This is a genomic window from Rathayibacter oskolensis, from assembly GCF_900177245.1.
Classification (GTDB): domain Bacteria; phylum Actinomycetota; class Actinomycetes; order Actinomycetales; family Microbacteriaceae; genus Rathayibacter; species Rathayibacter oskolensis.
This window is the reverse complement of the sequence record NZ_FXBM01000001.1, coordinates 825,949-845,389: the sequence shown is the minus strand read 5'-3', so window position 1 is coordinate 845,389 and position 19,441 is coordinate 825,949. Positions and strand designations below refer to the sequence as shown.

The following is a 19,441-nucleotide window of genomic DNA, read 5'->3' as shown; positions in this document are numbered from 1 at the left end:
TCGCATGACCCTCGAGACCGAGATCGCCCTCCCGGATGCGGCGCAGATGCCGACCATCATCCGCGTGCAGAACGCCTCCAAGCGCTTCGTCATCCGCAAGGACAAGAGCCTCAAGGAGCGCGTCGTCAACTTCGGCCGCGGCAAGCAGCACCGAGACGACTTCTGGGCGCTGCGCGACATCGACCTCGAGATCCCCCTGGGATCCACGGTCGGCCTGATCGGCGCCAACGGGTCGGGCAAGAGCACGCTGCTCAAGCTCATCGGCGGCATCATCCAGCCGACGACCGGCACCGTCGAGCGCCGCGGGCGCCTCGCCGCGCTGCTCGAGCTCGGAGCGGGATTCCACCCCGATCTCACCGGCCGCGAGAACGTCTTCCTCAACGGGGCGATCCTCGGCCTGTCGCGCCGCGAGCTCGAGGAGAAGTTCGACTCGATCGTCGACTTCTCCGAGATCGCCGACTTCATCGACACGCAGGTTAAGTTCTACTCCTCGGGCATGTACGTGCGGCTCGCCTTCGCGATCGCCATCCACACCGACCCCGATCTCCTCCTCGTCGACGAGGTCCTCGCCGTCGGCGACGAGCCGTTCCAGCGCAAGTGCATGGATCGCATCCGCGCCTTCCAGCGTGCGGGCAAGACGATCGTCCTCGTGACTCACTCGCTCGAGCAGGTCGGGGAGCTCTGCGACCGCACCGTGGTGCTCGAGCACGGCGCCGTCATCTACGACGGCGAGACCGCGCGCGGGCTCGAGGTGCTCCGCAACGGCTTCGAGTCGTCCCGTCAGGAGCGCGTCGAGCGCGAGACCGCCGAGGCGGTCATCGAGGCGGAGGAGTCGGGCGAGGAGCCGGAGCAGGTCCAGCCCGCCGAGATCGTCGGCATCGAGCTCGAGGGCGGCACGCTCGAGGAGGGCAACCGCACCCTCCGGCCGGGCGACGACCTCGAGATCCGGGTGACCCTCCGGCCGCTCAGCTCCACGCCCCTCGAGAGGTGGTTCGTCGGGATCGGCGTCGACACCCCGCTCGGCCAGGTCGTGTTCGGCACCAACACGATGCGTCTGGGCTTCGAGCACCCGCCGCTCACGGAGGAGACCACCGTCATCTTCCACCTCCCCGACACCCACTTCGGCGGCGGGACCTACGCGGTCCACGCGTCGGCGTCGACGCTCGAGAACGGCGAGTTCACCCGCGTCCCCGTGGGCGCCCGCTTCACCGTCGAGCGCACCACCAAGCGGGTCGGCCTGGTCGACGTCAGCGCGTCGGCGACCGTCGGCGGCGTCACCCGGGCGTGACCGTCCGGCGCGTCCGGCTGCTCGTCGACGCCACTCCGCTCGCCGCCGACCGGCTGACCGGAGTCGGGCACGTTCTTCTCGAGACGCTGCGCGCACTCGGAGACGACCGCTTCCGAGACCGGCTCGAGGTGGTCCTCTTCGCGCCGTCCTCCGAGACGGCGGCCGTGCGGCGCCGGGGGCTCCCGTTCGCGGTCCGGGGCGTCCCCCTCCCCCGCCGCGTCGTCGGGCTCCTGACCCGCACGGCCCTCCCCCTCGACCTGCTCGTCGGTCGCGGTGTGTACTTCTTCCCCAACTACCGCAACTGGGCCGTGAGCCGGCGCTCGAGCTCGATCACCTTCGTCCACGACGCCTGCTTCGCCGTCGCGCCCGAGCTGGTCCCGGCGGCGCGACGTGCGCTGCTGACCACGCGGATGCCCGGGTGGCTGGCCAGGTCGGACCTGGTCGCGACGGGGACCCCGTCGGCGGCGGCCGAGATCGCCGAGCACCTCGGCGTCCCCGAGAGCCGGCTCCGGGTGCTCCCCACCACAGTCGACGCGACGGCGTTCCACCCGCGGTCGGCGGAGGAGGTCGCCTCCGTGACCCGGAGGGTCGGCGTCGACCGCTACCTCCTGTTCGTCGGAGCGATCGAGCCGCGCAAGAACGTCGCCGCGCTCGTGCGCGCCTTCGCGGCGGCCGATCGGCCGGCCGGCCGCACCCTCCTCATCGTGGGCGCCGCCTCCTGGGACGACGACGACGTCCGCGCCGCGGTCGACGAGGCGACGGCCGGGGGCGCCGACGTCAGGCTCTCGCCGGTGTTCGTCGAGGACCACGAGATGCCGGCTCTGATGACCGGGGCGGACGCCCTGGCGCTGGTCTCGTTGCACGAGGGCTTCGGGCTCCCCGCACTCGAGGCGGTGGCCACGGGCACCCCCGTCATCGTCTCCGACATCCCGGGAATCCGGGACGCGCTGCGCGGTCACGAGGAGGCGGCGCGCTTCGTCCCTGTCGGCGACGAGGAGGCGCTGCGGGACGCGATCCGGACAGCGCTGGCGACGCCTCGGCGCGTCGATCCCGGCGTCATCCGACCCTGGACGGAGGCTGCCGATGCGCTCGCCGACGCGGCCGTGGGGCTCGCGCGCGCCTGATCGGCCGCGAGCCCGAGCGTCCGCGAGCGCCCGACCCGCCGGTCAGACGACCGAGACGCCCGCCGGAGCGACCTGCGTCACGTAGCTCCACAGCTCGTCCGCGTACTCGCCCCAGGTGCGGTTCACCCGGGCGTCCGCCTCGGCGCTCAGCCGGGCGTGCACCTCGTCGTCGGTGAGCAGCGTCGCGAGCGCGTCGCGGATCGAGTGGTCGTCGCGCGGGTCGACGAGCAGGGCGCCGCCCTGGGCGGCGATGTCCTTCATGCTGCCGAAGCCCGAGGTGATCACGGGTGTGCCGACCGCGAGCGACTCCGCGACGGGCAGGCCGAAGCCCTCGTTGAGCGACGGGAAGACCGTGCACCTCGCGCTGCGGTAGGCGTTCCAGAGCAGCTCGTCGGTGATGGCCGAGAAGGAGTCGACGGAGCGGCCCTCGTCCTGGAGGGCCCGCATCCGACCCTGGAACTCCTCGCTGCTCCACGCGTTGCCGCCGATGAACGCGAGGGTGAAGTCGACGCCCGAACGCCAGACGAGCTCGGCCGCGTGCAGGACGGCGAGGTGGTTCTTGCGGGGCTCGTGACTGCCGATGCAGACCACCAGAGGGAGTCCCTCCCCGGCACCGAGCGCCTCGCGGGTCGCCGCATCGTCGAAGTCGACGTCGCCCCCCGCGGAGGCGGGCAGCGGGATCGCGTCGACGTCGGGGCCGCGCTCCCCCTCGAGCATCCCGCGCCAGCCGCGGAACTCGGTCTGCGAGGCGAACGAGACGGTCGCGACGCGGTCCATGTGCGAGACCGCGACGAGCGTCCGCGGGAACTGCCCGCTGATGCCGCCGTGGGCCGTCTCCGCCGTCGTGAGCGGGACGCAGTCGTGACCGATCATGGTCGTCGCATTGCCGCTGAACTCGGTGAAGGCCGCGAGGCGCGCACTGCGGGCGTCCTCGATCGCGAGCTCGGGGAGCACGTACAGCGACTCCCACGGCACGACCACGGGAGCGTGGGGGTCGAGCTTCGCCTCGGGCGCCGAGCCGTAGAGGGCGTTGGTCCGCAGCTCGTTCCCGACCTCGCGGAAGCCCGTCATCGCGTCGTCCCAGACGATCAGGGTGATGTCGTGCCGGCTGTTCCACTCGACGATCGTGTTGCGCACGACGCGCTGGATCCCGGTCGCGAGGCCCGTCCGCGCGGTGTGGTGGACGTCGACCAGTACCGCGTGGCGGGCGATCACGACGGCACTGGGCGCGCGCACGGCGTCGAGCACGCGCGAGGCCGGAGTCGGCTTGATCAGCGCCTCGAGCAGCGCGGCGACGCCGTCGAGCCGTGCGGAGCGGCGCGACTCGACGACCTGCTCGCGGTCGGGGAGCTCCGCGGTCACGACCGCGAGGAGCAGCCAGGTCTGCTCGAAGCTGGGCTCGCCGAGGGCCGCGTCGAGCTGACCGATCAGGGTCGGCAGGTCGCGCGCCGGCGCGGTGGTCGGCTCGAGGGTCTCGAGCAGCAGGGTCAGGCGCTCGAGAGCGGTGGGCTCACGCATCGTGCTCCTCCTCGTGGTGCTCGCCGGTGGAGGGCACCAGGGCGTCCCAGAGCTCGGCGGAGTAGTCGTTCCAGGTGCGCGCCGGGCGGGCGAGCGCCTCGGCGGTGAGCTCGGCGACGCGCTCGTCGGAGTCGAGCAGCTCGCGCATCGCGGCCACCAGCTGGTCGTCGTCGTAGGGATCGACGGTCAGGCAGCCGCCGTCGGCCGCGATCTCGGCGAGCGAGCCCCGGTCGGAGGTGATCGCGGGGATGCCGAGCGCGAGCGCCTCGGCGACGGGCAGGCCGTAGCCCTCGTGGGTGGAGGGGAAGACGAAGAACCGCGCGCGGCGGTACGACGACAGCAGCACGGCGTCCCCGGCTCCGCGGATGACCTCGACGGTGCGGCCGCGGCGCTGGGCCTCGCGGATGCGCACGTCGAACACCTGCGTCGCCCACGGGTTGCCGCCGCCGATGAAGCGCACGCGGAACCGCTTGCCCTCCCGCCAGAGGATCTCCGCCGCGAAGAGGATGGCGAGGTGGTTCTTGCGCGGCTCGTGACTGCCGACCGAGAGCACGAGCGGGAGGTCGTCGGCCTCCTCGACGCTCGCCTCCTGCAGCGGCGGCGCCTCCACCGGGAGCGACACGGTCGAGAGCGCGGGACCCTCGAGTCCCTGGGCGGGCAGGGCGGCGTTGAAGCCGGCGAACTCCTCCGTCGCCGCCGCGCTGATGCCGGCGACGCGGTCGGAGTGCTTCACGACCGTGAGGTAGTTGACGAACCGCAGGCTCTCCTGCGGCGGGACCGTGTCGGCGCTCACCACGGGGATCGCGTCGTAGCCGATGAGGCTGACGGTGTTGCCCGAGAACTCGGCGAGGGCCGCCAGGGGTGCGCAGATCCCCATCGCGGGAACCTCGGGCAGCACGAGCGTCGAGCGGAACGGGACGATGAAGTCGACCCGCTCGGGGCGACCCGGATCCCAGTCGCGGGCGGAGCTCGTCTCGAAGTCGACGACCCGCTCGAGCTCGCCCGCGCCGAGCCGGCGCAGCGACATCGAGCCGTGCTCCCACGCGGTGAGGATGGGGTCGTAGTCGCGGTGCCAGCGCTTCATGGTCTGCCGCACCACGCGCTGGATGCCGGTCGCGTGCGAGTTCCGCGCGCAGAAGTCGACGTCGACGACCACGGCGCCGGTGACGACCGACAGCGTCGTCGACAGGTCGTGGTAGCCGGTGGAGGCGCGCGTGCCCGCGACCATGAAGACGCGCATCGCCTCGTGGGGCTTCGCGAGCTGGAGCGAGCGCTTGAACCAGCTGAAGAGGTGCGGAACCGGGTAGACGCCGAGGAACGCCGTGAGCGAGAGCCAGGTCAGGTCGTCGGCGTCGCGGCGCTGCACCGCGCGCGCAATCTCGTCGAGGAACGGGCCGGGACCGCGGCGGGCGAGGCCGGCCGACTCCTCCGGATCGTCGAGGACGAACGGAGCGATCTGCTCGAGTCGCTGCACCACGAAGGCGCGGCGGGCGTCGCGGCCCGCGAGATCGACGTCGCTCACCGGCCCCGACCGCCGAAACGGCGCTGCGCGTAGCGGATGGAGTGGCGCACCGCTCCCGGGAGGCCGAGCTGCCCGACCCTGATCTGGAAGGTGCGTGCGGCGCGCAGGGGGCGGGTGACCTTCCACGAGAGCGTGCTCTCGAAGTCGGCGACGAAGTGCGCTCCCCCGAAGTGCATGTTGGCGGCCCACTCGTCGAGCGGATCGTTCAGCAGCTCGTCGAGCCGGGCGCGGAGCTGCTCGACGGTCTCCTCTCGAGCGTCCGGGCCTTCGCCGGGGGAGGTGATTGCAGTCGTCTCTTCAGGCACCCAGCCATCTTAGGCGGGGCGCGCGGCCGAGCAGGGCAGCGACTCCCGCCGGCCGCTCGCGACCTCGGGTCAGAGCAGGCGCCGGAGGGACGCCGTGTCGTTGACGGCGGCCTCGTCGCTCTCGAAGAGCGCGGCCGCGGCGATCTCGGCCTCTCTGGCCTCGACGACTCCACCGGAGCGGTGGTGCCCGAAGACCCAGTACCGGTAGAGGACGAAGCGGAAGCCGGTGGCCAGCGCGAGCCCGATGACGTTCGCCGAGATGTTGTCGGCCACGAGGTTGTCGAACCCGAGCACGTAGTGCGAGATGTAGAGCGGGAGCAGGTTCACGGCCATGCCGGCCGTCGCCACCACGCTGAACTCGACCAGCTCGAGCAGGTAGTTCTTGCGCCGGTGCTCGCGGAAGGTCCAGTAGCGGTTGCCGAACCAGGTCACGACGGTCGCTGCCGCGACGGCGACCACCTTCGCGCCGATCGGCCCCGAGAGCAGGTGCTCGCCGCCGATCCCGCCGACGCGCAGCAGGTTGAAGACGGTCACGTCGACGACGAGACCGAGGATCCCCACGACTCCGAACTTCAGCGCGTAGGTGATCAGGCCGCGGTAGATCGCCTTGAGGCGCCCCAGGAGGCCCGGCCGAGCGGCGGCGGCGCCCCCGTTCACGTCTCCCACGTCAGGCCGCGGGGACCTGCGGCGGGCGGGTCCGGGAACCCTCGCGCACGCGGATCTTGAGGAGGATCCAGAGGGCCTCGAAGCCGTCCTTCACGGTGATCTTCTTGCCCTCCTCGCGGGTGCGGGCCTTGTAGCTGATGCCGACCTCGTACGGGCGGTAGCCGCGGGCGAGGAGCTTCGCGGTGACCTCCGCCTCCATGCCGAAGCCCTTCTCCTTGATGTCGAGGGAGCGGTAGAGCGCGAGGGGCATGAGCTTGAAGCAGGTCTCGACATCCGAGACGTAGGCGTTGAACAGGATGTTCGTGACGAGGTTGACGCCCTTGTTCCCGATCACGTACCAGTACGAGAACGACGTGTGGCTGCCGAACGTGCGGCTTCCGTAGACCAGCTGGGCGTCGCCGTCGAGAACGGGCTGCAGGAGGGAGGGGATCTCGCTCGGGCGGTACTCCTCGTCGGCGTCGCAGATGATGACGTAGTCGCCCGTCGCCTCCTTGACGGCTCGGCTGATCGCCGCGCCCTTGCCCTGGTTCACGCTCTGGTGGAACACGCGGATGCGCGGATCCTCGAGCGCATCGAGGATCTGGCGGGTGCGGTCCCTGCTGCCGTCGTTGACGATCACGAACTCGATCTCGACCCCCTCCTGGAACCGGATCGCGAGAACGCGGTCGACGGCCTTCTGGAGCGTCGCCTGCTCGTTGTACACGGGCATGAGGATGGAAAGCTTCACGGGTCGTCGGTTCTCTCTCTACTTCGCGGCGGCGACGACGGTCGACTCGAACCAGGCGATGGTGCGGGTCAGTCCGTCCTCGACGGAGACGGTCGGCTCCCAGCCGAGGATCTCGCGGGCCTTCGTGATGTCGGGCTTGCGGCGCTCGGGGTCGTCGACCGGGCGCGGCTCGTAGTGGATCTGCGAGTCGCTGCCGATGATCGCGACGATCCGGCGGGCGATCTCGCCCAGCTCGAGCTCGTCGACCGAGCCGAGGTTGATCGGCCCCGAGTCCTGCGAGTCGGCCATCCGGAGGATCCCGTCGACGAGGTCGTCCACGAAGAGCAGCGACCGGGTCTGGGTGCCGTCCCCGTGCATCGGGATCGACGCACCGGTCAGTGCGGCCTTGACGAACGCCGGCACGGCGCGACCGTCGTCGATGTCCATGTTCGGGCCGTAGGTGTTGAAGATCCGGATCACTCCGGTGTTCACCTCGAAGTAGCGGCGGTACGCGAACGTGATGGCCTCGGCGTAGCGCTTGGCCTCGTCGTAGACGCTGCGCGGCCCGTTGGGGTTCACGTTGCCCCAGTACTCCTCGTGCTGGGGGTGCACGTGCGGGTCCCCGTACACCTCCGACGTGGAGGAGACGACGAAGCGGGCGCCGTCGCGCTTGGCGACCTCGAGCAGAGCCTCGGTGACCGTCGATCCCGCGTGGAGGGTCTCGATCGGGTGCGCGAGATAGCGCGGAGGCGACGCGGGCGAGGCGAAGTGCAGCACGACGTCGAAGGGACCCGGGAGATCCATCGCGGACGCCGCATCGGCCTCGACGAACGTGAGGGAGGGGTGCGCGAGGAGTGGAGCGAGGTTCCGGGTCGATCCGGTGATCAGGTTGTCGAGGACGACGACCTCGTCACCTCGGCGGAGGATCTCCGCGCAGAGGTTGGAACCGAGGAATCCCGCTCCGCCCGCGACGAGGAAGCGACGGCGCATGGAGGGCACGGCTGCCTTTCGGTCAAAGGGGGTGTCAGGGCCGCCTAAGCGGGCAATTCGAGGAGATTATCATGACGCACAGAAGTGGAGCGGTCGCCGCGCGCCGGTGCCGCCACCTCGCGTGCGCGACCATGGGCTAGGTTTTCTGCGGCTGCGACCGGGCGGCCCACGAGCAGACGGAGCGGACCATGTCGACCCAGGAGCGGGCCACTCGCGAGGATCGCACCCTCGAAGGCTCCGCCGACCGCGCGACACGCCGGTCCGCGGTCGGCTTCGCCCGCGCGCACGCGTACGGCCTGGTCTTCTGGAGCCTCGCCGCCGTCGGCCTCGTCCTGCGCATCCTCTTCATCGTCAGCCCGGGGCACGTCCTCGATGCCGACCACGCCGTGGTCTACCTGATGGCGAAGCACGTCGCCGACGGCGAGTTCCCCGCCTTCTTCTGGGGCCAGTCCTACGGAGGCACGCTGCTGCAGACCACCGCGGGCCTCGTGATGACGGTGTTCGGCGCGCACATCGAGGTGCTCGCCATCGTCTCGAGTCTCTGGTTCCTCCTCTGCGCGGTGCTGCTCAGGAGCATCGCCGCGCGCGCCGCCGGCCCCGCCGCCGGGCTCGCCGCGGGGCTGCTCTTCTGGTTCCCCGGCGTGGTCCTGCTGCAGGTGAGCACCCGCGACCCCGGCTTCTACGGACCGAGCATCGCCGTCGCGCTCGGCGTGGTCGCGGTGGCCTCCGCGCCGCTGCGCCGTCCGCTGCTCTCATGGCTCCTCGCGGGCGCGCTGAGCGGGCTCGCCCTCTGGTCCTCGCCGATGAGCGTCGCACTGGCGGCACCGGCGGTGCTGGCCCTCGTCGTCCGCGACATCCGCCGACCTCTGCACTGGCTGCTCGGGATCGCCGCCGCGGCCGTCACCGCCTCACCCTGGATCGTCGAGGCGCTGCGCAGCGAGAAGGCCACGCAGCCCCTCGGCACCGGCGACTGGCATCCGACCGTCGACAGCGTCACGGCCCTCTTCCACGACATGCTCCCTGTCGCCTTCCGCACCGAGCCGGGTGACTTCTCGAGCTCCGTCATCGGCTGGACCGCCGTGGTCCTGATCGTCGGGCTCCTGGTTCTCGGCGTCGCGGTGCGCCGCGTGGCCTTCCTCCTCGTGGGCGCGGGGACGATCCTCGTCGTCGCGGTCCTGGTGATCGGCGCCGGTCTCGACCTCGGACCCGATTCCGTGCGCTACGGCGTGTTCCTCCTGCCCGCGTTCGCGCTCGCGGGCGCCTGGCTCGTCTCGCGCTGGACGCCGGTCGCCGTCGTCGCGGTGCTCATCGCCGCGGCGGTGACCACCTCGGGCGTGTGGGACCGGAGCGACCACTTCCGGGTCGACACGGCGAACCGCTTCGACGGCGGCTTCGTCCCCGTCGCCGAGCTGCTCGAGAGCCGCGGTGCCGACCACGTCTACGGCAACTACTGGCTGAGCTACGCTCTCACGGCCTCGACCAACGAGGAGGTCACCGTCGCGGCGCTGGTCACCCGCCGCTACCCGGGCTACGAGACCCTCGCCGCCGAGGCGGGCGCGCCCGTGATCGTCGTGAACACCGGGCAGTACAACGACGAGGAGCTGAGGACCTCGACGGTGCTGCCCGCGCACGAGCGCGTCGAGCTCGGCGGCTACACCGTCTACTTCTACGAGGAGCCGTTCGACGTCTACGCTCAGCCCTGGGGACTGTTCTGACCGGGAGTCGTTCTCACGGGACCACGGAGAAGACGAGCCACCGACCCGACGAGGACTGCGCCACCGGAGTGAGCGACCCGCTCACCGCGACGACGTCGTCGTACCAGGCGCCCTCGCTGTCGACGTAGGCCGCGGTGTCGACGAAGACCGCGCACGCACCGCTCTCCTCCACGGCCGCGGCGAACTCCTCCGGAGTGCCGACCCCGCCGAAGACGTCGTAGCCGGTCGTCCCGCGGATCGAGCCGTAGCTCCACGACAGATGGTCGCCCTCGGTGTAGAGGTAGGGCAGCGCCTCGTCGTAGTCGGCCATCTCGCCGATCGCGCCGCTGTCCGGGAAGCTCTTGATCGGCAGCTGCACGACTCCGCAGCCGTCCGGGAGCGCGGCATCGGCCTCGGCGACGAACGAGGTCATCTCCTCGTCCTCGGTCGGCGCGATCGGCACCATGCGCGCCACGCCCGCGAGCTGGTCGAGCACGCCGACCACCACGAGCAGAGCGATGACGGCGAAACGGACCCAGCGCCGTCCGATGCGGGCGAGACCGATGGCGACCGCGCCGAGGGCGAGGAGCGCGATGACGATCGACAGGCGCGACCACGCTCTGATGGTCGTCCCCGCGATCAGGGCCACCGCCATGCCGAAGCCGGTCACCACGTAGAAGAGGAGCGTCCACAGCAGGGCGACGGCGAGGACCCGCACGTGCTCGTCCGAGACGAAGCGGCCGAAGGCCGTGGTCCGCAGGGCCCGCCCGCCGACCAGCCCCAGCATCGGCAGCGAGGCGAGGAGGAGGCAGAGGCCCACGATGGCGATCAGGGACATCCCCGGCGGTTCGGTGTTCACGGCGACCGCCGTCGCGTTCTCGTAGATGTTCGGCAGCGCGCCGATCTTCGGCACCTCCGTGCCCTGCCAGGGCAGGAACAGCGACAGGATCTTGCCCGCGAAGTCCTCCGACTCGCCCACTCCCCTGCTCTCGAAGTAGGGGGCGTAGCGCTCGCCCCAGTCGCCCCCGAGCAGCACGAGCTCGGCCGCGACGAGCACGCCGAGGACACCGAGCGGGAGGACCCGCGCCAGGATCGCGCGCACCGGCACCCTGCTGGCGAGTCCGGCGAGCGCACCGAGGAGCCACACGCCCCCGAGCACGATCACGGTGAACACGTAGTAGTAGCCGCCTGTCGTCGCGATCATCGCCGGCAGCAGCACGACGGGGACGGCGCCGCGGAGCAGGCGGGCTCGAGGAGTGGCTCCCCGCGAGCGCCAGGCTCGGAACGGGTCGGTCCGCTCCCCCGCGACCACGAGCACGAGGATCCCGAGGAGCGGGATCGCCCAGTAGTTGGCGAGGAACGCGTGGCCCGCGCTGATCCGGAGGAAGTGGTAGGGAGCGAGGCTGAAGACCGTCGCGACCAGGGCGGCGGTCCACGGCGGCACGCGCAGACAGCGGAAGAACGCGTAGCCCGTCACGGCGACGAAGGCGAAGGTGAGGAGGTAGAAGACGTTCAGGAGCAGGAAGCCGTCTCGGATCACGAGGGCGAGCACGCCGGCGACCAGGGCCGACGCCAGGTCGAACTGCGCCGTGAAGAAGGCGTTGAAGCCGTCGGGGAAGCCGAGGGCGCCGTTCTCGGCGAACGGGAACGACTGCGTCGCGCTGCGGAACAGCATGTAGTGCAGGATCTGGTCGTCGCCGCCGACCCGCCACCGCTCGGAGAGCGTGCCGGGCGAGGCGCCCAGCGCGATCATCGCCGCGAGGACGGAGACGAGCGCCGCCGCGAGGGCCCAGACGGCCTCGCGCACCCACCTCCGCGCGCGGCGACGGACGGGGGCCGGCCCGTTCTGCTCAGAAGCCACGCTCGTCCCTCGCCTTCTCGATGCTGCCGTCGATGATCCTGTTCAACTCCGCCTCTCCGGGGGTGCCCGCGTAGTCGTAGACGTCGAAGGTGGGGCACGCGGTGATCGACGCGGGCTCGCCGAGGTGGCCGAGCGCGAGCGCCGCCCAGTCCGGCTCCCGGTCGGCGAGCACGTAGCTGAAGGTCGTGCCCTGGTAGGAGGCCGCGTTGTTCATCCAGAGCTGAGCGGTGAAGTCGAAGTTGACCTGCTGCACGTCGACGCGGTCGCCCCCGTAGAGCTCGAGGGGGCGGGTGCTCCAGAACGAGCCGACTCCCGAGACCTCGCGGTCCCCGATCCAGCTCTCGAGGCAGGCCCGCTCGGGAGTGCTGCCCGCCTCGGCGGCCGCCGTGCGCACGGCGGGACCGGCGACGACCACCGCACCGACGACGACCAGGGCGACCGCGACCGCCAGTCCCCCTCGCGCGGCCGACCCGATCCGCCAGGGCCGGAGCATTCGGAACCGTGCGGCGATGCGGGGCGGGATCCACTCCTGAGCGGCCGGGAGCACCATCAGTGCCGGGAACACGGCGAGCGGGAGCAGATAGCGGCTGACGAGGCTGCCGGTGATCACCTGCCCGACGAGCAGGGAGGCGGAGGCGACGAGCACGAACGTCGCGATCACGACGCTCGAGTCGGCGACCGACCACGGCGACTCCGGCCGCACCTGCGTCGCGACGGCGAGCACCAGGGTGAGGCAGGCCGCGAGCAGCAGCAGCACGACGATCAGGATCTCGAGCTTCCCGAGGCGGGTCGAGCCGACGTCGCGCATCTGGAGGATGAAGCCGTCGACGGCGGTGCCCGCGCGCTCGATGTGAAGGTACGTGGCGGCGTCGACCGCGACGAACCGGGCCAGCGCCCCGCGCGCGACGTAGCCGATCCCCGCGCTCGCCACGAGGACGGCCGAGATCAGCAGCACGCGCCGCCACGACATCCGCCTCAGGATCAGCACCGCCAGCAGCGAGACGACGGCGGGGGCGGTGAACTGGAGCGCGAAGAGCGGATTCGAGAGCGTCGTCGCTGCCGAGACGATCGCGAGGCCGAGCAGGGCCAGGGCGGTCCGCAGGGGCCGGGGCGGGCGAGCCGGGTCGAAGCCGCCGCTCGCCTCGGCCATCAGCGCGAGCGCGAGGACGGCCGCGAGCGCGACGCCGGAGTAGTAGGTCGTGAGCAGGATCCCGCTCGCGAACGCGCCCGCGTTGATCAGACCGCGTCCCTCGGTGGCCGAGAGCAGCACGACGATGCCCGTGGCGACGGTCGCGGCTCCCACCCGCCAGAGCTGCGGGCGCCCGGCGAGCACCCGGGCCGCGAGCCAGCGCACCGAGAGGTGCAGCACGGCGACGTTGACGAACGCGTTGACCACCAGGGCGCCCACCGCGCCGCCGCCGGCGAGCACGAGGCTCAGCAGATACAGCGGCAGCTCGGGGAATACCAGGAGCTGGCTCGTCATGACCCACTGGAAGGGCTCGCCCCGCTCGACCGACTGCACGAGCAGCGGCAGGGCGAGGGAGTCGCCGTCGGAGAGCAGGTAGCTCCACCACGGAGTGCTCGAGAGGCGGCCCAGGACGAGCAGAGTCGCCGAGAGGACGAGCAGCAGACCCGCGGCCTCGAGACCGAGCACGGTCCACCGGCTCCGCCGCCCGGCGGCTCCCGCGATCACGACCCGTCTCGCCCGAGGCGGATGCGCAGGACGAGCAGGAGGCTCTTGAGCAGCGTGTTGCCGGGGATCTTCGAGGTCCCCTCCGTGCGGTCGAGGAAGACGATGGGGATCTCGCGGACGCGTTTCGCCGAGGCGAGAGCGCGGTGCTTCAGCGCGATCTGGAAGCCGTAGCCCGCGGCGTCGACCGTCTCGAAGTGGACGCGCTCGAGCAGCTCGTGGCTGAAGAGGTTGAAGCCGCCCGTCCAGTCGGTCAGCCGCGACCCCAGCAGGGCCCGCGTGTAGATGTTGCCGCCCCGGCTCAGGATCTTGCGGTCGAGCGTCCAGTCGGGCGTGCCTCCTCCGGGGATGTAGCGGGAGGCGACGACGAAGTCCGCGCCCGCGCGCACCTCGCGCAGGAAGTCGGCGATGTACTTCGGGTCGTGCGAGAGGTCGGCGTCCATCTGCAGCACGTAGTCGGGGGCGTCCGCGCCGTCCAGGACCACCCCGAACGCCCAGAGGTAGGCGGCCCCGAGTCCCTCCTTCTCGGTGCGCACGAGCACCTCGACCGAGAACGTCTCGCTGCTGAGCTCCGCGGCGAGGGCCCGGGCCTTCTCGGCGGTCCCGTCCGGAGAGGAGTCGTCGACGATGACGGAGCGGATGCGCACCCCGGGCTCCCTGGCCGCCGCGGCGGCGATGCGCCGGAGCAGCTCGCCGATGTTGTCCGCTTCGTTGTAGGTGGGGGTGACGATGGTGAGCGAGAGCATCAGAATCCGATTCGGGCGAGGCGTGGGCGGTCCGGCGGGGCGGAGGCGGTCGAACATTACCAGCGTGCACCATCCCCTCCGGATGAGAGGGAGCGGTGCGCCGCGCCCCTGTTCTCAGGTTCAGTTCGCACGGGGAGGGGCTGCAGTTCAGATCCGACGCGTACTCTCGGCCGGGCCGCGCTCGATCGGGCGGGGGCTGGCAGGAGGAGGACCCGTGTCGCGTCGGTCGGGAACGTGGTGGGAATCGCAGAAGGTGCGGTTCATCGTCGCCGGATCGCTCAACACGGCGCTCGACTTCCTCATCCTCAACGCGCTGTCCCTGCTGGTCGGCCTGCCGACCCTGGTCGCCAACCTGATCTCGGTGACCGTCGGCATCTCGGTCTCCTATCTCCTCAACCACTTCTTCGTGTTCCGGCACCCCGAGCGCCCGACGCTGCGCACCTTCGCGACGTTCTTCCTGGTCACCGGCTTCAGCTCGCTCGTGCTGCAGTCCCTGATCATCTACGGCTTCGAGCGCTTCTTCGACACCCGATTCGGCACCTCGCTGCTCTTCCTGCCGAGCGCGGGCGAGAAGGCGTTCCTCGCGATCAACGCGGCGAAGCTCGTCGCGGTCCTGGTCGGCCTGGTCTGGAACTTCTGCCTCTACAAGTTCGTGGTGTTCAGGCAGCCGGCCGGGACGAGCGACATCGCTCCCGACCTGGGCGGGATCGTCGACGAGATCGAGCCCGCCGCCCGCTGAGGCCCGCACCGCGCGAGACGCCGCCCGCGGCGCTCACTCCGCCGAGTGCCTCGCGGGTCGCCGCGGTCCCGGCCTGCTAGCCTCGGTGAGTTCTTCCGACGGTGCCCCCGCCCGTCGACGCCGCACTCCCGGAGGCTCTCATCGCCCGCTCGACGTTGCCCATCGCGGTCGTCGTCGTCACCCACTTCTCGGGTGAGGTCCTCCGCGCCTGCCTCGAGTCCATCCCGGAGGCGACCGAGCACGACGTCCGCATCGTGGTCGTCGACAACGCCACCACCGACGACTCCGTCCGCCGCGTCGTCGAGCGGCTCCCCCACGTGCTGTTCCACGAGACGGGGCAGAACCTCGGCTACGGCAAGGCGGTCAACTACGCCGTCGACCGCCTCGGGCCCGAGATCGAGTGGATCCTGGTGACGAACCCCGACACGGTGTTCCTCCCGGGCTCGATCGACGCCCTCTACGAGGCGGCGATCGCCGACGAGGGCATCGGGTCGATCGGACCGCGGATCCTCGACTCCGACGGCAGCATCTACCCCTCCGCGCGGGCCCTTCCGTCGCTCGGCACCGGGATCGGCCACGCGCTCCTCGCGCACGTCTGGCCGGGCAACCCGTGGTCGAGGAGGTACCGGCGCTCGCGCGCGGTCGAGACCCTCGAGCACGGCAGCATGACGGCCGGCTGGCTCTCCGGCGCGTGCGTGATGGTCCGCCGGAGCGCGTTCGAGCAGATCGGCGGCTTCGACGAGCGGTACTTCATGTACTTCGAGGACGTCCAGCTCGGCGACTCCCTCGGCCGCCGCGGCTGGTCGAACGTGTACCTCGCCGACGCGGTCGTCTCCCACCTCGGCGGCCACTCCACGCGCCTCGCCTCGGCCAGGATGCTCGCGGTGCACCACCGCAGCGCCTACCTCTATCTCGCGCAGAAGTACGACGCCTGGTACCAGGCGCCGATCCGGGCCGCGGTGCGCCTCGGCCTCGGCGCCCGGGTCGCGCTGATGCGCCTGCGCCCGACCCGCTGAGGCCGAGGCGCTCTAGCGTCCGAGCTCGAGGAGGCGGTTGAGGTAGGCGCCGTAGCCGCTCTTGACGAGGGGGGCGGCGAGGGCGGCGAGCTGGTCGTCGTCGATCCAGCCGTTGCGCCAGGCGATCTCCTCGATGCAGCCGATCTTGAACCCCTGACGCTGCTCGATCACCCGCACGAACTCCGTCGCCTCGATCATCGAGTCGAACGTCCCCGTGTCCAGCCACGCCGTGCCCCGGTCCAGGACCTGCACGTTCAACGTCCCCGCCTCGAGATACCGCTCGTTCACGGTCGAGATCTCCAACTCGCCCCGCGCCGACGGCTCGATCGTCTTCGCGATTCCCACGACGTCGTTGTCGTAGAAGTACAGACCCGGGACCGCGTAGTTGCTCTTGGGCTTCTGGGGCTTCTCCTCGATCGACAGCGCACGGAACGCGTCGTCGAACTCCACCACCCCGTACGCGCGAGGATCCGCGACCTGGTAGGCGAAGATCACCGCTCCCGAGATGTCCGTGTTCGCCGCCAACGCGGTCCCCAGCGCGGTGCCGTGGAAGATGTTGTCGCCCAGCACCAGCGCGACGGAGTCGTCACCGATGAACTCCTCCCCGATCAGGAACGCCTGCGCGAGCCCGTCGGGAGACGCCTGCACCGCGTACGAGATCGACATGCCCAGCGCCGACCCGTCGCCCAGCAGAGCACGGAACTGATCGTTGTACTCCGGAGTCGTGATCACCAGCACCTCGTCGATGCCCGCCATCATCAGCGTCGACAGCGGGTAGTACACCATCGGCTTGTCGTAGATCGGCATCAACTGCTTCGAGATGCCCTTCGTGATCGGCCACAACCGCGACCCCGACCCACCCGCCAGGATGATCCCCTTCACGACTGCGCTCCGTCCAGCTCGGTGTAGAACGCCCGCGCCTCGTCCCAGGTCGGCAGGATCCCCTGCGCCTCGGCCTCGGCGAGCGTGGGCGCCTCGGTGTCCTTCGGCGAGAGCAGGAGCTCGCCCGCCTCCTCCGGGAACCGCAGGCCGATCTGCTCGTCGAGCGGATCGATGCCCTTCTCGCGCACCGGGTCGAAGGTGGCGTTCACGAGGTAGGAGACGACGGCGCCCTCGGTCAGCGCGACGAACGCGTGCGCGATGCCCTCGGCGATGTAGACCGAGCGGCGATCGACGTCGTCCAGCAGGATCGACTCCCACTTCCCGAAGGTGGGCGAGCCGACCCGCACGTCGATCACGTAGTCGAGGACGGCCCCCGAGAAGCACGAGACGTACTTGGCCTGCGACGGGGGGATCTGGGCGAAGTGGATCCCGCGGACCGTTCCGCGGCGCGAGACCGAGGTGTTGCCCTGGCGGAGCGAGAGCGGGTGGCCGACCTTCTCGGCGAGGTGGTCGAAGCGGTAGAACTCGTAGAACACCCCCCGGTCGTCGGGGAACTGGCGCGGAGTGACTTCGTACACGTCGGGGATGTCGAGCTCTCTGATCTGCACGGACGCCAGTGTAACGAGAGCGTGTTGCGCCCGGATGTCACTGCCACGGCAGCGGAGCCTCCGCCGCCGCGGGTGCCGCCTCCGGCATGATGAACGGGTGACCTTCCTCATCACGGGCGCCTCGGGCATGCTCGGCACCGACCTCCGCGCCGTCCTCGGCGACCGCTCCTTCACGGCTCTCGGCCGCAGCGATCTCGACGTGACCGACCTCGACGCCGTGCGCTCGGCCGTCGCCGGCCACGACGCGGTCCTCAACTGCGCCGCCTACACGCGGGTCGACGACGCCGAGAGCGACGAGGAGGAGGCGCGGCGGGTCAACGCCGTCGGCGCCCGCCATCTCGCCGTCGCCGCCGCCGAGATCGGCGCCGCGATCGTCCAGGTCTCCACCGACTACGTCTTCGACGGCTCGGCGACCAGCCCGTACTCCGAGTCGCACCCGCGCGAGCCGATCTCCGCCTACGGCCGGACGAAGGCCGAGGGCGAGGAGCTCGTCCTCGAGGCGAACCCGGAGCGCGGCTACGTCGTGCGCACGGCCTGGCTCTACGGCGCCCACGGCGGCAACTTCGCGAAGACGATGGTGCGTCTCGCCGGCTCCCACGACACCCTCACCGTCGTGGACGACCAGCGCGGGCAGCCCACCTGGACCGGCGACCTCGCGGCGCGACTGGTCGAGCTGGTCGACTCCGGAGCGCCCGCCGGGGTGTACCACGGCACGAACGCCGGAGAGACGACCTGGTTCGGCTTCGCCCGCGCCGTGTTCGAGAAGGCGGGCCTGGATCCCGAGCGCATCCGTCCGACCGACAGCGGCAGCTTCGTGCGTCCCGCTCCCCGCCCCGCCTACTCCGTGCTCGGACACGACGGCTGGAGCCGCGCCGGCCTCGCGCCGCTGCGCTCCTGGCAGGACGCGCTGGCCGCCGCCCCGCTCGAGGCCGTCACCCCGTGACCACGACGCTCAGGGTCGTCGTCGACCAGATGCTCGCCCGGGTCCCGGGAGGGATCGGGCGCTACACCGAGGAGCTCACGCGGGAGCTCATCAGCACGGCCCCCCGCGGCTGCGAGGTCGAGGCCGTCGTGTCGGCCTACCCGCCCGAGAAGGAGGAGGAGCTCCGCCTCCGGCTGCCCGGTCTCGCCCGCATCCACCGCCTGCACCTCGGCCGCCGCGAGCTCTCCCGCGCCTGGCAGTTCGGCATCGGCATCCCGGTCGGCGGCGGCATGATGCACGCCCCGAGCCTCTTCGCCCCCCTCCGCAGCCACGAGGGCCGCGAGGGCGAGCAGATCGCCGTGACCATCCACGACACGGTGCCGTGGACGCATCCGGAGACCCTGACGCCGCACGGCGCGAAGTGGCACCGGGCGATGGCCAAGCGCGCGCGCAAGTACGCCGACGCCGTCGTCGTGCCCACCCACGCGGTCGCCCAGCAGCTCTCGCAGGTGCTCGACTTCGGCGACCGGCTGCGGGTCATCGGCGGCGCGGTGGGCTCGGGCCTCGTCCTCCCCGATGACGCCGACGCGCGGGCCGAGGCGCTGCGCCTCCCGGGCGAGTACGTCCTCAGCGTCGGGACGCTCGAACCGCGCAAGGGCCTGGTCTCGCTGATCACCGCCTTCGGCGGCTCCTCGGCGCCCGACATCCCGCTGCTGATCGTCGGACCCGCCGGCTGGGGCGAGCTCGACATCGCCTCCGTCGCCGACGAGCAGGGTCTCGACGAGCACCGCGTGCGCGCCCTCGGCGTGCTCAGCGACGCCGATCTGGCCGTCGTCCTGGACCGGGCCACCCTCTTCGTCTACCCGAGCATCGCCGAGGGGTTCGGCCTGCCCGTGCTCGAGGCGATGCACTTCGGGGTCCCGGTGGTCCACTCCGACGACCCCGCGCTGCTCGAGGTGGCCGCCGATGCCGGAGTCGCGGTCGAGCGCGGTGACGCGAAGGACTACCCGGAGCGACTCGCACTCGCCATGAGCAGCGTGCTCGGCGACCGGGGCCTGCGCGAGCGGCTCTCCGTCGCCGGCCGCGACCGGTCCCGGGCGTTCAGCTGGCGCGACTCCGCCGAGCGCGTCTGGGCGCTGCACGCCGACCTCTGAGCACCGCCGC

At 71.3% G+C, this 19,441-nt stretch carries 18 protein-coding genes; 7 read left to right on the top strand and 11 right to left on the bottom strand.

Features of this window, described 5'->3' with window-relative positions:
* Positions 1 to 4 precede the first annotated feature (4 nt).
* Together B9Y99_RS04240 and B9Y99_RS04235 are read left to right on the top strand one after the other, a co-directional pair.
* Positions 5 to 1,288: an ABC transporter ATP-binding protein gene (locus B9Y99_RS04240; protein WP_244274763.1), complete on the top strand. Its 1,284-nt coding sequence runs from the start codon at positions 5 to 7 to the stop codon at positions 1,286 to 1,288.
* Positions 1,285 to 2,412 (top strand): glycosyltransferase family 4 protein, encoded by a 1,128-nt coding sequence (locus B9Y99_RS04235; protein WP_085475317.1) that lies wholly within the window; start codon positions 1,285 to 1,287, stop codon positions 2,410 to 2,412. Before B9Y99_RS04240 ends, B9Y99_RS04235 begins: the two co-directional genes overlap by 4 nt.
* Positions 2,413 to 2,454: 42 nt before the next feature.
* On the opposite strand, the gene B9Y99_RS04230 is transcribed toward B9Y99_RS04235, so the two are convergent.
* From B9Y99_RS04230 to B9Y99_RS04205, 6 genes are all read right to left on the bottom strand, one after another.
* Positions 2,455 to 3,930 (bottom strand): glycosyltransferase family 4 protein, encoded by a 1,476-nt coding sequence (locus tag B9Y99_RS04230; protein ID WP_085475316.1) that lies wholly within the window; start codon positions 3,928 to 3,930, stop codon positions 2,455 to 2,457.
* The gene (locus B9Y99_RS04225; protein WP_085475315.1) at positions 3,923 to 5,452 is read right to left on the bottom strand and encodes a glycosyltransferase family 4 protein; all 1,530 of its coding nucleotides are present in this window, start codon (positions 5,450 to 5,452) and stop codon (positions 3,923 to 3,925) included. Before B9Y99_RS04225 ends, B9Y99_RS04230 begins: the two co-directional genes overlap by 8 nt.
* Positions 5,449 to 5,757, bottom strand: coding sequence for a hypothetical protein (locus tag B9Y99_RS04220; protein WP_085475314.1), 309 nt, complete (start codon positions 5,755 to 5,757; stop codon positions 5,449 to 5,451). The genes B9Y99_RS04225 and B9Y99_RS04220 overlap by 4 nt, the downstream gene beginning before the upstream one ends.
* Before the next feature lie 69 nt (positions 5,758 to 5,826).
* Positions 5,827 to 6,414, bottom strand: coding sequence for a GtrA family protein (locus tag B9Y99_RS04215; RefSeq protein ID WP_085476231.1), 588 nt, complete (start codon positions 6,412 to 6,414; stop codon positions 5,827 to 5,829).
* Between the two features lie 10 nt (positions 6,415 to 6,424).
* Complete coding sequence (locus B9Y99_RS04210; protein ID WP_085475313.1) at positions 6,425 to 7,150, bottom strand: glycosyltransferase family 2 protein; 726 nt, start codon at positions 7,148 to 7,150, stop codon at positions 6,425 to 6,427.
* 18 nt (positions 7,151 to 7,168) lie between these two features.
* Positions 7,169 to 8,119 (bottom strand): NAD-dependent epimerase/dehydratase family protein, encoded by a 951-nt coding sequence (locus tag B9Y99_RS04205; RefSeq protein ID WP_085476230.1) that lies wholly within the window; start codon positions 8,117 to 8,119, stop codon positions 7,169 to 7,171.
* Positions 8,120 to 8,307: 188 nt separating this feature from the next.
* On the opposite strand from B9Y99_RS04205, the gene B9Y99_RS04200 reads away from it, so the two are divergent.
* A complete protein-coding gene (locus tag B9Y99_RS04200) occupies positions 8,308 to 9,834 on the top strand; it encodes a glycosyltransferase family 39 protein (protein ID WP_085475312.1) in 1,527 nt (508 codons plus the stop codon).
* 13 nt (positions 9,835 to 9,847) lie between these two features.
* On the opposite strand, the gene B9Y99_RS04195 is transcribed toward B9Y99_RS04200, so the two are convergent.
* The 3 genes from B9Y99_RS04195 to B9Y99_RS04185 are packed head-to-tail and all read right to left on the bottom strand — an operon-like array spanning position 9,848 to position 14,110.
* Entirely contained in the window at positions 9,848 to 11,674 is a 1,827-nt protein-coding gene (locus B9Y99_RS04195) for a hypothetical protein (RefSeq protein WP_129587885.1), read from the bottom strand.
* Entirely contained in the window at positions 11,664 to 13,367 is a 1,704-nt protein-coding gene (locus B9Y99_RS04190; RefSeq protein ID WP_085475310.1) for a hypothetical protein, read from the bottom strand. Before B9Y99_RS04190 ends, B9Y99_RS04195 begins: the two co-directional genes overlap by 11 nt.
* Entirely contained in the window at positions 13,364 to 14,110 is a 747-nt protein-coding gene (locus B9Y99_RS04185) for a polyprenol monophosphomannose synthase (protein WP_085475309.1), read from the bottom strand. Before B9Y99_RS04185 ends, B9Y99_RS04190 begins: the two co-directional genes overlap by 4 nt.
* 214 nt (positions 14,111 to 14,324) lie before the next feature.
* On the opposite strand from B9Y99_RS04185, the gene B9Y99_RS04180 reads away from it, so the two are divergent.
* Together B9Y99_RS04180 and B9Y99_RS04175 are read left to right on the top strand one after the other, a co-directional pair.
* Entirely contained in the window at positions 14,325 to 14,849 is a 525-nt protein-coding gene (locus tag B9Y99_RS04180; protein ID WP_244274762.1) for a GtrA family protein, read from the top strand.
* 101 nt (positions 14,850 to 14,950) lie between these two features.
* The gene (locus tag B9Y99_RS04175; RefSeq protein ID WP_244274761.1) at positions 14,951 to 15,865 is read left to right on the top strand and encodes a glycosyltransferase family 2 protein; all 915 of its coding nucleotides are present in this window, start codon (positions 14,951 to 14,953) and stop codon (positions 15,863 to 15,865) included.
* Between the two features lie 12 nt (positions 15,866 to 15,877).
* Here the strand turns inward: B9Y99_RS04175 and rfbA are convergent, their stop codons facing one another.
* Positions 15,878 to 16,747 carry a glucose-1-phosphate thymidylyltransferase RfbA gene (rfbA, locus tag B9Y99_RS04170; RefSeq protein ID WP_085475307.1) on the bottom strand — a complete coding sequence of 290 codons (870 nt, stop codon included), beginning with the start codon at positions 16,745 to 16,747 and terminating at the stop codon, positions 15,878 to 15,880.
* Positions 16,744 to 17,355: a dTDP-4-dehydrorhamnose 3,5-epimerase family protein gene (locus tag B9Y99_RS04165; protein ID WP_085475306.1), complete on the bottom strand. Its 612-nt coding sequence runs from the start codon at positions 17,353 to 17,355 to the stop codon at positions 16,744 to 16,746. The genes rfbA and B9Y99_RS04165 overlap by 4 nt, the downstream gene beginning before the upstream one ends.
* A gap of 97 nt (positions 17,356 to 17,452) precedes the next feature.
* On the opposite strand from B9Y99_RS04165, the gene rfbD reads away from it, so the two are divergent.
* A complete protein-coding gene (gene rfbD / locus B9Y99_RS04160) occupies positions 17,453 to 18,298 on the top strand; it encodes a dTDP-4-dehydrorhamnose reductase (RefSeq protein ID WP_280157838.1) in 846 nt (281 codons plus the stop codon).
* On the top strand, positions 18,295 to 19,431 hold the full coding sequence (locus tag B9Y99_RS04155; RefSeq protein WP_244274760.1) for a glycosyltransferase family 4 protein: 1,137 nt from the start codon (positions 18,295 to 18,297) through the stop codon (positions 19,429 to 19,431). Before rfbD ends, B9Y99_RS04155 begins: the two co-directional genes overlap by 4 nt.
* Positions 19,432 to 19,441 lie beyond the last annotated feature (10 nt).

Coding starts and splice junctions, on each gene's coding strand:
- B9Y99_RS04230 (WP_085475316.1), bottom strand. CDS start 3,930: ATGCGTGAGCCCACCGCTCTCGAGCGCCTGACCCTGCTGCTCGAGACC.
- B9Y99_RS04200 (WP_085475312.1), top strand. CDS start 8,308: ATGTCGACCCAGGAGCGGGCCACTCGCGAGGATCGCACCCTCGAAGGC.
- B9Y99_RS04185 (WP_085475309.1), bottom strand. CDS start 14,110: ATGCTCTCGCTCACCATCGTCACCCCCACCTACAACGAAGCGGACAAC.
- B9Y99_RS04205 (WP_085476230.1), bottom strand. CDS start 8,119: ATGCGCCGTCGCTTCCTCGTCGCGGGCGGAGCGGGATTCCTCGGTTCC.
- B9Y99_RS04240 (WP_244274763.1), top strand. CDS start 5: ATGACCCTCGAGACCGAGATCGCCCTCCCGGATGCGGCGCAGATGCCG.